Annotated in this window: 8 protein-coding genes; 7 read left to right on the top strand and 1 reads right to left on the bottom strand. The window is 73.9% G+C overall.

The genetic code is table 11. The features are described 5' to 3' along the window. Nucleotides 1-153: 153 nt before the first annotated feature. The 5 genes from ACZ4Z1_RS20725 to ACZ4Z1_RS20705 all read left to right on the top strand — a co-directional run bounded on the left by ACZ4Z1_RS20725 (nt 154) and on the right by ACZ4Z1_RS20705 (nt 10,059). Nucleotides 154-3,249 carry an SNF2-related protein gene (locus ACZ4Z1_RS20725; RefSeq protein WP_468488049.1) on the top strand — a complete coding sequence of 1,032 codons (3,096 nt, stop codon included), beginning with the start codon at nt 154-156 and terminating at the stop codon, nt 3,247-3,249. Continuing rightward, on the top strand, nt 3,246-5,066 hold the full coding sequence (locus tag ACZ4Z1_RS20720) for an SWIM zinc finger family protein (RefSeq protein WP_468488048.1): 1,821 nt from the start codon (nt 3,246-3,248) through the stop codon (nt 5,064-5,066). The genes ACZ4Z1_RS20725 and ACZ4Z1_RS20720 overlap by 4 nt, the downstream gene beginning before the upstream one ends. 14 nt (nt 5,067-5,080) lie before the next feature. Further along, nucleotides 5,081-7,108 carry a helicase-associated domain-containing protein gene (locus ACZ4Z1_RS20715; protein ID WP_468488047.1) on the top strand — a complete coding sequence of 676 codons (2,028 nt, stop codon included), beginning with the start codon at nt 5,081-5,083 and terminating at the stop codon, nt 7,106-7,108. Nucleotides 7,109-7,289: 181 nt separating this feature from the next. Further along, nucleotides 7,290-7,748, top strand: a complete 459-nt coding sequence (locus tag ACZ4Z1_RS20710; protein ID WP_468488046.1) for a hypothetical protein — start codon at nt 7,290-7,292, stop codon at nt 7,746-7,748. Further along, entirely contained in the window at nt 7,741-10,059 is a 2,319-nt protein-coding gene (locus ACZ4Z1_RS20705; RefSeq protein WP_468488045.1) for a tetratricopeptide repeat protein, read from the top strand. Before ACZ4Z1_RS20710 ends, ACZ4Z1_RS20705 begins: the two co-directional genes overlap by 8 nt. Here the strand turns inward: ACZ4Z1_RS20705 and ACZ4Z1_RS20700 are convergent. Further along, nucleotides 10,043-12,052: a hypothetical protein gene (locus ACZ4Z1_RS20700; protein WP_468488044.1), complete on the bottom strand. Its 2,010-nt coding sequence runs from the start codon at nt 12,050-12,052 to the stop codon at nt 10,043-10,045. The genes ACZ4Z1_RS20705 and ACZ4Z1_RS20700 overlap by 17 nt on opposite strands. 81 nt (nt 12,053-12,133) lie before the next feature. On the opposite strand from ACZ4Z1_RS20700, the gene ACZ4Z1_RS20695 reads away from it, so the two are divergent. Then, the gene (locus ACZ4Z1_RS20695) at nt 12,134-12,772 is read left to right on the top strand and encodes a nucleoside/nucleotide kinase family protein (RefSeq protein WP_468488043.1); all 639 of its coding nucleotides are present in this window, start codon (nt 12,134-12,136) and stop codon (nt 12,770-12,772) included. Nucleotides 12,773-12,959: 187 nt separating this feature from the next. After that, nucleotides 12,960-13,559: a DUF1349 domain-containing protein gene (locus ACZ4Z1_RS20690; RefSeq protein ID WP_468488147.1), complete on the top strand. Its 600-nt coding sequence runs from the start codon at nt 12,960-12,962 to the stop codon at nt 13,557-13,559. The last annotated feature ends 33 nt before the right edge of the window (nt 13,560-13,592 follow it).

Below are 13,592 nucleotides of genomic sequence, written 5' to 3'. Positions count from 1 at the left end.
AGTGGCCGATGGGGATGGTGGGGACGTGAGCGGCGAAGGGTGAAGGCTGGGACGAGGAGCGCACCGGGAAGAGGGGCGGGGAAAAGGCCGGGGACGAGGGCTGGACCGGAGGCGAGACGGGCGCAGGAGACGCGGCGAGGGAAAGGCAGCGGTATGGCGGAAGGCAGCGGGGCGGCGGGGCAGTCGACGCCTGTGGTCGGCCTGCCGTCCGCTGTGAGTGCCGTGGGTCGTGCAGGTCCCGCAGGACGCGCAGGTCGTGCGGGGCGGGAGGAGCGGGAGGAGCGAGAGGGATCGGAATGGGGGAGTGGGAACGGTTCGGCGTTCGTCCGCTGTGCCGCGGTCTTCCTGCCTGCTGAGCCACCGCGGGCGGGCCGGTTCGCTTTCTGGCGTCCGGACGGTGGTCGCCTTCCGAGCACGGCCACGGCCGTGGCTGACGCCGCGGGGACGGTCGGTACGGCAGGGACGGCTGGTGCGGCGGAAGCGGTCGAGCTGACGGTTGCGCGCCGGCACGGCAACGGTGCCCGCAGGCGTACGGTTCCCGCGGTGCTGCTTCCCCTCGCCGAGGCGGTGCCGCTGCTGGCTCGCGCCCGGCACGATCCGTCGGCTCACCCCGCCGTGGCCTGCTGGGGCGCGGCCGTTCTGCACGCTCTGAACCTGGCCGCGCGCGGCCGGATCCTGCCCGGACTGACCGCCCAGGACTTCGACGCTTGGCGCGCCGGTCCGCTGGAGCCCGAGGATGTCGCGCACCTGCGGGCGGTCGCCGCCGCCATGCCGTCCGAGGCGTACGCCGTTCCGCTGCCGGACACCAGTCCCTTGCAGGTTCCCGATCCGGCGCTGCTGGTCAGGGCTCTCGTGGACGCGGTGGCGGACGCGTTGCCCCGTACTCCCGCGGCGGCGCATCTGACCGGAGCCCCCTTCGCGGCGACGGAGCCGCAGTACCTGCCCGGCGCGCGGGACTGGGCTGCCGAAGTGGCGGCGGGAGTGGACGCCGGGGTGCGGCTGTCGATGCGGCTCGACCTGGCCGCCCACGGGCTCTTCGACATGCGGGACGAGAAGGGGGACGTAGCGGAAGGCGCAGCCTCCGACGCGGCCGCAACGGACATGGCGGAAGGCGCAGCCTCCGACGCTGCCGCACCGGCCTCTGTCGCAGCGGAAGAACGCAGTGCCGCTGCGGCCGTCCTCCAGGTGCACAGCCTCACCGACCCCACCCTCGTCACCGACGCCGTACAACTGTGGGAAGGCGAAGGTCCCGACCACTTCGGCCCGCGTGCCCGCGTCGACACCCTCCTGGCCCTGCGCCGGGCCGCCCGCGTCTGGCCCCCGCTGTCCCGCTTCCTGGAGCGGCCGGTGCCCGACGTCCTCCCGCTGACCGAGGAGGAGTTGTACGAGCTGCTGGGTGACGCGGCTCCTCGCCTGGCTGCCGCCGGCATCGCCGTGCACTGGCCGAAGGAGCTGGCCCGGGGGCTGACCGCGGCTGCCGTCCTCCGCCCGGCCCCCGGCTCCGCGGCCGACGGGTTCGGTTTCTTCGATACCGAGAAGCTGCTGCAGTTCCGCTGGCAGGTGGCTCTGGACGGCCTGCCGCTCTCCGAGGCGGAGATGGACACCCTCGCGGAGGCCCACCGGCCCGTGGTGCGGCTGCGCGACCAGTGGGTGCTGGTCGATCCGGCGCTCGTCCGCAAGGCCCGCAAACGCGAACTGGGCTACCTGGACCCGGTCGACGCCCTGGCCGCGACGCTGAACGGCACCACCGAGGTGGACGGCGAGGAGGTCGAGGTGGTGCCCCTGGGCGCCCTCGCGGCCCTGCGCTCCCGCCTGACCCAGGAAGCGCCCGTCCCACCCCAGCCCGCCGGGCTGAACGCGACCCTGCGCGACTACCAGCTCCGCGGCCTGGCCTGGCTGGACCGTATGACGTCCCTCGGGCTCGGCGGCTGCCTCGCCGACGACATGGGCCTCGGCAAGACCATCACGGTCATCGCCCTCCACCTGCACCAGCGGCCCGCCGCCCCCGTCCTCGTGGTCTGCCCGGCCTCCCTCCTCGGCAACTGGCAGCGCGAGATCGAGCGCTTCGCCCCCGGCGTCCCCGTACGCCGCTTCCACGGCACCGGACGCACTGTGGACGACGTGGACGGCGGCTTCGTCCTGACCACGTACGGCACGATGCGTTCGAGCGCCGCCGCGCTGGCCGCCCGCTCCTGGGCCTGGGTCGTCGCGGACGAGGCGCAGCACGTGAAGAACCCGCGGTCCTCCACGGGCAAGGCACTGCGCGGCATCAAGGCCCCGGCCCGCATCGCCCTCACCGGCACCCCCGTCGAGAACAACCTGTCCGAGTTGTGGACCCTCCTCGACTGGACCACCCCCGGCCTCCTCGGCTCCCTGAAGACGTTCCGCGCCCTGTATGCGCGTGAGGTCGAAGGGGGCGAGGACCCGGAAGCCGCCGAACGCCTCGCCCGGCTGGTCCGCCCGTTCATCCTGCGCCGCAAGAAGTCCGACCCCGGCATCGCCCCCGAACTGCCGCCCAAGACCGAGACGGACCACCCGGTGGCGCTGGGCCGCGAGCAGGCCGCGCTCTACGAGGCGGTGGTCCGCGAGACCCTGGCCCGTATCGAGGCGGCCGAGGGCATCGCCCGCCGCGGCCTCGTCATGAAGCTGCTCACCGCCCTCAAACAGATCTGCAACCACCCCGCGCAGTACCTGAAGGAGGCCGCCCCCGGCCTGGCGGCCCGGTCGGGGAAGCTGGAGCTGCTGGACGAACTGCTCGACACGATCCTCGCGGAGGGCGGCGCGACGCTGATCTTCACGCAGTACGTGGAGATGGCGCGGCTGCTGGAGAAGCACCTGACCGCACGCGGCATCGGCAACGCCCTCCTGCACGGCGGCACGCCCGTGAAGACCCGCGAGGAGATGGTCGACCGGTTCCAGTCGGGCCGCACGCCGGTCTTCCTGCTCTCCCTGAAGGCCGCCGGCACCGGCCTCAACCTCACCCGGGCCGGTCACGTGATCCACTACGACCGGTGGTGGAACCCGGCGGTCGAGGAGCAGGCCACCGACCGGGCCTACCGCATCGGCCAGACCCAGCCCGTCCAGGTCCACCGGCTCATCGCCGAAGGGACGGTCGAGGACAACATCGCGGAACTGCTCACCGCCAAGCGGGCCCTCGCGGACGCGGTCCTCTCCGGTGGCGAGACCGCCCTGACCGAACTGACCGACGCCCAGCTCGCCGACCTCGTCTCCCTGAGGAGGGCCGCATGAGCCGCCGCCCACGCCCCTTCCCCGGAGACGGCGCCGAGCGCTACCCGTCACCGGGTGAGACAGCGGCCCCGGCCGCCCGTTCCGGCCGCCGCGGCGCCGGACAGGGCCGTACGGGAGCCATAGGCCACCCGGGGCCCGTGGATCGTCCAGGCACCATGGACCGTTCCGACCGGTCGCGTACGTTCCCGCCGCTGCCGCAGCGTTCCGGCGCCCGGGGGCTGTTCGCCGAGTCGTGGTGGGGAAGCGCCTGGCTGGACGCGCTGGAGACCACGGCCCTGGACACCGCCCGTCTGGCCCGCGGTCGTACGTACGCGCGAGACGGCAACGTCGACACGATCAACATCACTCCCGGGCGCATCGCCGCCTCCGTACGGGGCAGCAGGCCGCGCCCGTACAACGTGGTCATCCGCCTCCAGCAGCTCGCCGATGGCGAGTGGACCGTCCTGCTGGACTCGGTCGCCGCCGACCCTGCCCAGCTCACCGCCCTCCTCGCCAAGAAGCTGCCGAGAGCCGTCGCCGATGCGGGCGTGCGGCTGCTGCCCGGCCCGGGCGACCTCGTGACCCGCTGTTCCTGCCCCGACCACGGCAACCCCTGCAAGCACGCCGCCGCCGTCTGCTTCCAGGTGGCGCGGCTGCTGGACGCCGACCCGTTCGTGCTGCTCCTCATGCGCGGCCGCGGCGAACGCGAACTCCTCGACGAGCTGTCGCGCCGCAACGCGACACTCACCGCCCGGGAATCCCGCAGCGCTCAGCTCGCGCCGCCGGGAGCGGCTGCCGGGCCCTTGTCCGATGTGCGCATGTCCGACGTCCGGATGCCGGACGCTCGCTCGTCCGCTGCTCGCGGCGGTCCCCGCGCTGACGCACGGGCGGCGGCGGCCGCTGCCAGGGTGGCGAGGGACGCCACGGCGAGCCCTGCCACGTCGAGGGACGCCACGTCGAGGGACGCCACCGCGTCGGAGCGTTTCGCGGCACCGGAGGAGGGCGAGGCGAGCGACGGTACGGAGGCGGAGTACGCACCGGCCGAGGGCGCGGAGGCGCAGTACGCGCCGCATTCCGCGCCCTCGGGACCGGCGGAGCAATCCCGCTCGCCCCGTGGCGTACTCGCCCGAGCCGCCCTGGCCGACCGTCTGCTGCCGCCCCTCCCGCCACCCATGCCCCTTCCGCCACAGCCCGGGCACGCCCAGGCCCTCCCGGACGCCGACGGGCTTCCGCTCGACGCGGACGCCCTCGAATTCCTCGCCACCGACGCCACCGCCCGAGCGCACGCCTACCTGAGTTCCCTACCGGCCTCCGCTCCGGAACCGCAGGCCGCCGGGCCCCGTTCCCCGCTGACGCACCCGGCCGGACCGGGCCTTCCGCCGGCGTCCGGCCGGTCCCCGTTCCCCGCCCTCACACCCTGGCAGGACGGCATCCGGCTGGCCGCCACCGCCCACCCCACCGCCGGTCTGACCTCCACCACCCGCGCCCTCTACCGTGATCTTGCCGCGGCCACCGGACGCACCGTCACGGACGTGGCGCGCGCCGTGGCCGCCTGGCGTCAGGGCGGCCACGAAGGGCTGACCCTGCTCGACACCACCTGGAACCCGCCGGCCGGCGACTTCGACCGCGCCCGCAGCGCCCTGATCGTCGCCGGCCTCCCCGCCCTCAGACCCCGGTACAACCACCTCACCGACCCCGCCCGCGGCATCCAGCTCCGCTTCGGCCACGACAACCGCTGGTACCCGTACGAATCCGACCCCGGCACCGACGACTGGTGGCCCACCGGCCGCGCCGACGCCGACCCCGTGGGGGCCCTCAGCGCGCTGCTCGGCCCATGACTAACCTCGGGGCCGTGGAAGGTCTCGACACACTCACCCGATCCCTCGCGCAGCGCACTCCCGAAGAGCTGGCCGCCCTGCTCACGCGCCATGCGGAACCGCTGTCCCGCAGGCCCGCGCCCACCGGGCTCCGCGAGCTGGCCAGCGCCCTGTGGTCGTACGAAACCCTCCACCACACCGTCCTCCACCTCGACCACCCCCGCCTCCACCTCCTTGCGGCCACCGCCCGCATCAGCCAGGGCCTGGCCCGCGGCGCCGCCCCCGTACCAGCGGCCCCCACCGCCGGAGCCGACTACCAGTCACTGATGGCACACCGGCTGTCGTTCCCGGACCTGGCCACCGAACCGGTCCCGGCGGACGACGCCTACCGGGCCCTCGGCGCCGCCGTCCCCGGCCCCGCCCGCGATGCCGTCACCGCCGCCCTGGAACTCCTCTACGCGGACGGACTCGCCGCCCCGACCGAGGACGGCGCCATCGTGGTCCCGCCGCGTACGCCGCAACTTCTGGCCGCCCACGACCTGGGGAGCTTCACTCCCGTCGCCCCGCACTTCCCGGAGGCAGGCGCTCCGGAAGCCCCCGTCCCCACCGGAACCGCCCTGACCGAAGCCCCCGCATCCGAAGCCGCCGGGCCCAAAGCCCCCGCACCCGGAACCGACCCCTCCGTCGCGGCCGCCCTCCGGGACGAGTCCCAAGCCGCCGCGTCGGCCCTCGCGGCCACCCTGGACCGGCTGCTCGCCGCGCTCGCCGTCCAGCCCGCGGCCCTCCGTAAGACCGGTGGCCTGGCCGTTCGCGAGATCAAGCGCCTGGCCAAGGCGGCGGGGACGACCGAGGCCCGCACCCGCCTCCTGCTCGACCTCGTGCTCGCCGCCGACCTCATCGCCCTGACACGGACCCCCGCCGGTATCACGGCAATGCCCACCGGGGCGTACGACGCGTGGCTGGCCCTGGCGCCCGGCGAGCGGCTGGCCCCGGTCCTCACCGCCTGGACCACCCTCTGGGCCATTCCCACCTACGCTCCCTTCGGCGAAACCCCCACCGCCTTGGTGCGCGGCGAAGACCGGCACGCCCCGGCCCTGCGCCACGCGCTTCTCAAAGCGCTGGCCGACGCCCCGGCCGGCGCGCAGCCCTCCCCGCTTCCGGCGGGTACGGCCCTCTCGTCCGACCCATCCGCCTCATCCGTGTCGTCCTTCTCGCCCGACTCGCCTCTCTCATCCCGGCACTCCGAGGCACCGGACGGCCGACCCGACCTGCCCGCTCTCCTGGAAGCCGCGGCCTGGCACCGTCCGCTGGCCGTCGTCGGCGAGCCCCTGGCCGAGGACCGTGCCGCCCACATCCTCGACGAGGCCGCCTTCCTCGCGCTCGTCGCCCACGGCGCCTTGACGCCGCTGGGGCATGCCCTGCTCGCGGCGTCCCCGGCGGATCCCGAAGTGCTCGGCGCCGCTCTCCGGGAGCTCCTTCCGCCGCCGGTCGAGCAGGCCCACTTCCAGGCCGATCTGACGGCCGTCGTGCCGGGGCCTCCGTCGGCGGCCCTCGCCGACCTGCTCTCCGCCGCCGCCGACCGCGAATCCGAAGGCCACGCTGTGACCTGGCGGTTCACCCCGGCTTCCGTACGCCGTGCCCTCGACACCGGCCACGGAGCCGCGGACCTGCTCGCCGGCCTGGCCGAGGTGTCGGCGGCGGGCCCTCTGCCGCAGCCTCTGACCTACCTGATCCAGGACATAGCCCGGGCCCACGGCCGGATGCGCGTACTGCCCACCGCCTGCTGCATCCGCTCCGACGACGAGGCGCTGATCCGCGAACTCGCCGCCCACCGTGTCCTTCAGGGACTCGGCCTGCGTGCCATCGCTCCCACGGTCCTGGTCAGTGCCCGGCCGCCCGCCGCGACGCTCGAAGCGCTCCGTGGCGCCGGTTACGCCCCCGCTTTCGAATCCGAGACCGGCACCGCGTCCGTCGAACGCCGGGCCGGCCACCGCGCCGGCGTCAGCTCGTCCGGCACCGCCACCACGCCGCTGACCCTCGCCCGGCGACTCCTTTCGGAGTGATGTGCGGAGCGCAAGGCGGTGACTGTCAGTGACGTCAAGTAGCGTTAAGGGACAAGAAGTCGGAGGGGCGAACGAGAACTGTCGGGGGCCCCGTCCGGCTTGGGCCTGAGGGGGGCATCGTCCCCTACCGTGACAGCGACGCACGACCGTACACCTCGTACGGCGGGAGCAAGGGGGACCGATGGACGCGGAGTTGGCAGCACTCGCGACGGCGGGGGCGTCGGCGCTGGTGCAGCAGATGGTGACCGAAGGATGGACGCAGGCGCGACAGCGGGTGGCGGCGTTCTTCTCGCGGCGCCGGGACGGCGGCGAGGAAGAAGCCCTCGAAGGGGAGCTGGAGGTGTCGCGTACGGAGTTGGTGGCCGCGCAGCGCAGCGGTGACGAGGACGGCGTGGCCGACGTGGCGGCCGAGTGGCGGGTGCGGCTGCGGCGGGCACTGCGCGACGACCCGGAGGCGGCCGAGGAACTGCAGCGGCTGCTGACGGAGTTGCGGCCGGACGAGGGCGCCAGGGTCGAGGTGAGAGAGGTGCACAACATCATCAGCGGCGGAGTGCACAACGCGACCACCATTCAGGCCGGAGTGGTCAACAACCTGGATGCCCGGAGCAGCGGGTTCGGGGAAGGCTCTGCTCGTGGCTGATCCGGGGCCCGGCGGCCCCAGCCCTTCCGCCGCGCCCGGCCCGGCCGCAACCGATCGAGCCGTACCCGGCCCGGCCGCGCCCGGCCGGGCGGCCGTCAGTGTGCGCAACGACATCAGTGGAACGGTGTACGGGGCCGCTGTCCAGGCCCAGAGCATCGGCACGCTGACGATCCGGGAAACCGCACCGGCGATCGTGCCCGGCGCCCCGATACCTCGTACGCTGCCTCCGGGCACCCGCCATTTCATCAACCGTGACGCCGTACTGGCCGAGGTGACGCGCTTATTGGACGAGGCGCTGCCGATCGGCGGCGCTGAAGGTACGGGGGATGCCGGAGCGCCTCTCGTGGTCGTCCTGTGGGGCCCCGGAGGTGTGGGCAAGACGGCCACCGCCCTGCGCCTGGCCGCCGCGCTGCGCGAGCGCTTCGGGGAGGGAGAGCTGTACGCGGACCTGCGTGGGGCGTCCGCCGCGACGGCGGCCGGGCCGTCCGAAGTGCTGCTGCGCTTCCTGCGCGACCTCGGTGTCCACCGGGACTGGATGCCGGCGGAGCCCGACGCCCAGGAGAGCACGTTCCGCAGTGTGACGGCGGGGCGGCGCATCATCACGGTGCTGGACGACGCGCATTCGGCCGCCCAGGTACGGCCGTTGCTGGCCGCGTCCCCGGCCGCCCTGACGATCGTGACCAGCCGGACCGACCTGGGCCGCCTGGTGATCGAGTACGGCGCGCACACCATACGGCTCGGACCGCTGCGCACCCCCGACGCGGTAGGGCTGCTGGCCCGTCTGGGCGGTACGGGCCCGGGAGTCGAGGCGGTGGCGCGACGGTGCGGCGGGATGCCGCTCGCACTGTGCGCGATCGGGGCGCGCGCCGCGGGCAGGCAGCAACCGGACTGGGAACTGCTGGAGCGTGAGATGGACACGAGCGGGGAGGACGACAGGGGACACGACGGCAACCGCATAGCGATGAACGCCGCGTACGGGCACCTCTCGGAGACCGCGGCCCGGCTGTTCCGGCTGGCGGGCCTGCGGCCATGGCGGTATGTGACGCCGGGTGCCGCCGCAGCCGCCGCGGGCATGTCCGAGGACACGGCGAGCACCCTGCTCGCCGAACTGGCCGACGCGCGGCTGCTGGAGGACGCGACCGGAGGGGAAGGGACGGCGATAGCCGTGTCCGAGGGCCCTGCGGAAATCCCCGGCCGGCCACGTTACCGGTTTCACGACCTGTGGCGGCAGTACGCGGAACGGTGCGCGCTGACGCAGGACGGCATCGCGGGAGCCGCGGCAGCCGTCCGCCGGACGCTGCTCTGGTACGTGCGTGCCGCAGCCGCGGCCGACGCGTGCGTCCTGCCGGGCCGCTGGCATCTGGGGCCCGCGTACACACGGCTCACGGGCCGGCCCGCCGCCTATGCGGACGGCCTCAGTGCCCTGGCCTGGCTGCGGGACGAGCGGGAGAACCTGGCCGAGGCGGTACGGGCCGCGGCGGACCACGGACTCGACGACCTGACGTGGCAGTTGTGCGAGGCCATGTGGGGGCTGCACCTGCGGCTCGGCTTCCACCAGCAGTGGATCTCCACCCACCGGCTCGGCGTCGGGGCCGCCGTCCGGTGTGCGGAGGAGTGCCCCGAGGCCGAGGGACGGATGCGTGCCCAGCTCGGCTTCGCCTACCTGGGACTGGCGGAATACGAGCAGGCGCAGGAGCAGTTCGAGGGGGCGGCTGCCGCCGACCGGCGCGCCGGGCACGTACGGGGTCAGGCGACGGCGGTGGAATCCCTGGGGCTGCTGCACCTGAAGCAGGAGCGGTGGGACGCCGCCGCCGAGTGCTTCCGGTCGGCCAGGAGCCTGGCCCAGCAGGTCGGCGACCCGCGGGCGCTGGCGCTGCTCGAACACCACCTCGGACGGTCGCTCCAGGGCATGGGCCGTCACGACGAGGCGATCGAACAGCTGCGGCACGCACGGGAGCTGATACGCGCGCTGCCCGACCCGTACAACGAGGCCCGGGTGCTGATGAGCCTCGGACGGACCCTGCTCGACGCCGGGCGTGCCGAAGAGGCCGGCGAGCCGCTCGGCCGGGCCGCGTCGGTCATGGCGGCGGAAGGCTCGGTCGTCCAGCAGGCCGACCTCGCGGAACTGCGCGCCGACCGGGCCGGCCGGACCGGCGACACAGCGGGCGAGGTCAGACATCTGCAGGCAGCGCTCGGCTTCCACGAGCAGACGGGATCACCCAGGACCGGCGTCGTACGGGCACGACTCGACCGGGTGGCGGCCGCCCAAAGGGAGGCGATGCCGCCCGGAGAGGTCAGCGAGGAGGAATGATCTTCACCTGGAGGTGGTGCTCGGCGTCTCCCGTCACCACGGTCAGGCCGTCGAGGAGCTCTTCGACGGGCTTGCCACGCTCGTACCAGGCGTAGAGGGCCGAGGCGTAGACGGCCGGATCGCACAGGTCGCGGCGGCCGTCCTTGCCGGGCGCCGCGGTGAGGGTGACCAGGCGGCCGTCCGGCAGGCGTACGAGGCAGGTGTCCGGCGCGGTGACACACGCGGCCATGGCGCAGTGCCGGTGACGGCGCATCGCCTCCTGCGCCCACGCCTCGGGCTCAGGCCGGGAGTCGTGAAGCACCAGGTCGGCGAGGGCCAGCCGGGACGCGTCCGGAACCTCCTCGTGGACGGCGGTGTGAGCGGCTGTGCAAGTGGCGGCGTGAGCCGCGGCCTGGGGTGCGGAGTGGTTGGTGGGAGGGGCCGCAGCCGGGTCCGGGTTCGCGGCCGCGACCGGAGCCTGGGCCACGACGCGGTCCGGGGTCGCGGCCCAGTCCATGGCCGCGACCGGGTCAGGGCCTGGGGCCGTGTCCGAGGCCGTGTCTGGGGGCATGTCCGGGGGCACGTCCGGATACGCCACCGTGCCGGGGCCGTCCGCGTGGCGGGTGACGGTTATTTCGGGGAGTTCGGCGGGGCGGCGGTCGTGCAGGCGGGTCAGGACGTGGAGGGGAGCGCGGAGCGGAGCTGTGGGCGGGATGTCGGAAGGCTGGTTTCTGCGCGCAGGGTCGAGCAGACGCGGCAGGTAGGCCGGGGAACGGGGCTCGGCGAGGCCCAAGAGGCCGTAGAAGGTGCGCCGGAGCAGGGCGGCCGAGGAGCCCGGGGAAGAACTGGCCAGCGCGGTGAGCTGGGCGTACCGGTCGGGGTGGTGACCGGCCAGCAGCTTGTCGAGCTGGGGGAGGAGGGGTTCGTAGGGGCGCAGCCGGGGCGCCGTACGGCCCAGTTCGGCGACGGGCGACGCCGGGTCGAGGTCGTTCTCCGGGAACGCGCCGAGCAGTACGGGTGTGCCGATGGCGGCCGCGTAGTACGTCACGCTGCCGTGATCGCCTATGACGGCGTCGGCAGCGGCCAGCACCTGCCGCCACGGGCCGAGCGGAGGTACGACGGTCACCCCGGCCCGCTCGGCGTGGCGCAGCCAGGCGCGTACCTGGCCGGGGCCGTGTCCGTGCCAGATGTTCGGGTGCAGGACGGCGCAGCGGCGGTAGGAATCGACGGGCAGTTCGCGGGTGAGGCTCTCCAGGAGCCAGGGGAGGACGTCGTCGGCGTCGCCGAACAGTGAACGCGGGCCCCAGGTGGAGTTGACGACGACGAGGCGCCGGCCGGCGGACACGCCGAGCGCGCGGCGGAAGCTGTCGCGGTGGGGGAGTGCGGCCAGCAGGCGGTCGAAGCAGGGGTCGCCGGCGAGTACGGCGGTACGGGCAGCGGGCGGGCAGGCGTGGCGAAGGCGTTCGAGCTGCTCCGGGTGGGACAGTACGGTCGCCGTAGCTATGGGCTCACCGTCCCGCAGCAGCCACTCCGGCGAGAGTCCGAAGACCGGCGCCCGCGCGGCATCCCGCCCCGGCCCCGACCCCCGGTGTCCGGTGTCCGGTGTCCGGTGTCCGGTGTCCGGTGTAGGGAGCCTCTTATTGTAACCAATGCCGTGTGAGAGAACAGCCAATTTGCCTTTTATACGGTGCAGTTCACCGCCGTAACTGGCGCTGACCGCCAGGTCCACCGGGGTCTCCACGGCCTGTTCCCAGGGCAGGACGGGCAGCCCGGCGTCCGCCAGAAGTTCCGGTACGCCGTGCAGATACGGGGAGGAACCGGTACACGTGGCCAGGCACTGGACGCGCGGGTCGGCGTCGAACAGGGGGAGTACGTCCAGGAGACGGGTGGCGGAGGTGACGTTGTGCACCACGAACAGGACGCGTGCGGCTCCGGCCCGGGTGGACCACTGCGCCGCCTCCGGGCCGACCGGAACCCGTAGCCACCTCTGCCCGTCCGCGACCGTTTCCCCCATACGCCTCACCCTTCACCCTGGCTCGACCGGCCACCCTAGCCGGTGTGCTCCTCCGCCCGGCGCGCCCGGCAGAATGAAGAAGTGCGGCTCGAAGCGATCACCTGGGACCGGCTGACGGACGCGCTCGCCGAGCGCGTGAGCGCGACGGCGTCGGCGGACGGCAGTCCGTGGCTGCGCGTCGCCGTCGACGGAGCGCCGGCCGCCGGTACGGCGGAGGTCACCGGGCAGCTCGCCGAAGCGCTGCGGCTGCGCGGCAGGCCCGTACACGTCGTCGCGGCCGACGGTTTCCTGCGCCCCGCCTCCCTCCGCCTGGAGTACGGGAAGGAGGACCCCGACGCGTACTACGACGCATGGTTCGACCGGCAGGCGCTCTGGCGGGAGGTGTTCACGCCGCTCGATCCGGGCGGTACGGGCCGGGTGCTGCCGGATCTGTGGGACCCCCGGACGGACCGGGCCACGCGCAGCCCGTACGCCGAACTGCCGCCGGGCGGCGTACTGCTGCTGCACGGCCCGCTGCTGTTCGGGCACTGGTTCCCCTTCGACCTGTCGGTCCACCTGAAGCTGTCGTCCGCCGCGCTGGCCCGCCGTACTCCGCAGGACGCGCGGTGGACACTGCCCGCCTTCGCACGGTACGAGGACGAGGTACGGCCCGCGGAGGCCGCTGACGTCGTCGTCAAGGCGGACGACCCGAACCGCCCGGCCTGGAACGGACACGGCTGACCGGCTGGACGCGGCTGACCCGCCGGAAACGGTCGACCGGTCGGGACAGTCGACCGGTCGGGCACGGCCGGAACTGCCGCGACGGACCGCTGACGGACTCGCCGGGCCAGGCCGTGCCCCCGAGGGCGACGCCGGTTAGCGTGAGCCGATGGCCACGACGTGCGGGAATCCGGGAGGGGCGCTGCACATGGAGGACATCGGCTGGGACACGGACGCGGCGCAGTGGCTCAACCCGCCGCCGAAGGCGGTGCGCGAGCCAGGGGCGGCGGGCGTCGGGCCGCTGGTCGTCACGACCGCCGAGGGAAGCGACTTCTGGCGGCGGACCAGTTACGGCTTCGTCCGGGACACCGGCCACGCGCTGTTGACGGCCTTCCCCGTGGACTCGGCCGTCGAGGTGTCCTTCATCGCCGCATTCGGCGAACTGTACGACCAGGCCGGGGCGATGGTGCGGGTGGACGACCGCACCTGGGTCAAGGCGGGCGTGGAGATGAGCGACGGAGCGCCGCAGCTGGGCGCGGTGGTCACCCGGGAGTGGTCGGACTGGTCGCTGGCGCCCGTACCGACGTGGGCGGGGCGCGAGGTCACGGTGCGCGTGAGCCGCAGCGGTGACGCGCTGACCGTACGGGCGCGGCGTGAGCAGGAGCCGTGGCGCATGGTGCGGCTGGCGCCCCTCGACCCGGAGGCGACGGCGTTCGCGGGGCCCTTTTGCTGTTCGCCGCAGCGGGCGGGCCTGCGGGTACGGTTCACCCGCTTCGCGACGGGACCGGCCGACAGGTCTCTGCACTGACCTCACTGGCCCTCGCTGACCTCGGGAGCGCCC

The sequence above is a fragment of the Streptomyces sp. NPDC030165 genome, assembly GCF_055573595.1.
This window is presented reverse-complemented; position numbering and strand designations above follow the sequence as displayed.

What these genes read in the sequence shown, in the direction of transcription:
- ACZ4Z1_RS20725 (WP_468488049.1), top strand. Translation starts at nt 154, where the DNA reads ATGGCGGAAGGCAGCGGGGCGGCGGGGCAGTCGACGCCTGTGGTCGGC.
- ACZ4Z1_RS20720 (WP_468488048.1), top strand. Translation starts at nt 3,246, where the DNA reads ATGAGCCGCCGCCCACGCCCCTTCCCCGGAGACGGCGCCGAGCGCTAC.
- ACZ4Z1_RS20710 (WP_468488046.1), top strand. Translation starts at nt 7,290, where the DNA reads ATGGACGCGGAGTTGGCAGCACTCGCGACGGCGGGGGCGTCGGCGCTG.
- ACZ4Z1_RS20700 (WP_468488044.1), bottom strand. Translation starts at nt 12,052, where the DNA reads ATGGGGGAAACGGTCGCGGACGGGCAGAGGTGGCTACGGGTTCCGGTC.
- ACZ4Z1_RS20690 (WP_468488147.1), top strand. Translation starts at nt 12,960, where the DNA reads ATGGAGGACATCGGCTGGGACACGGACGCGGCGCAGTGGCTCAACCCG.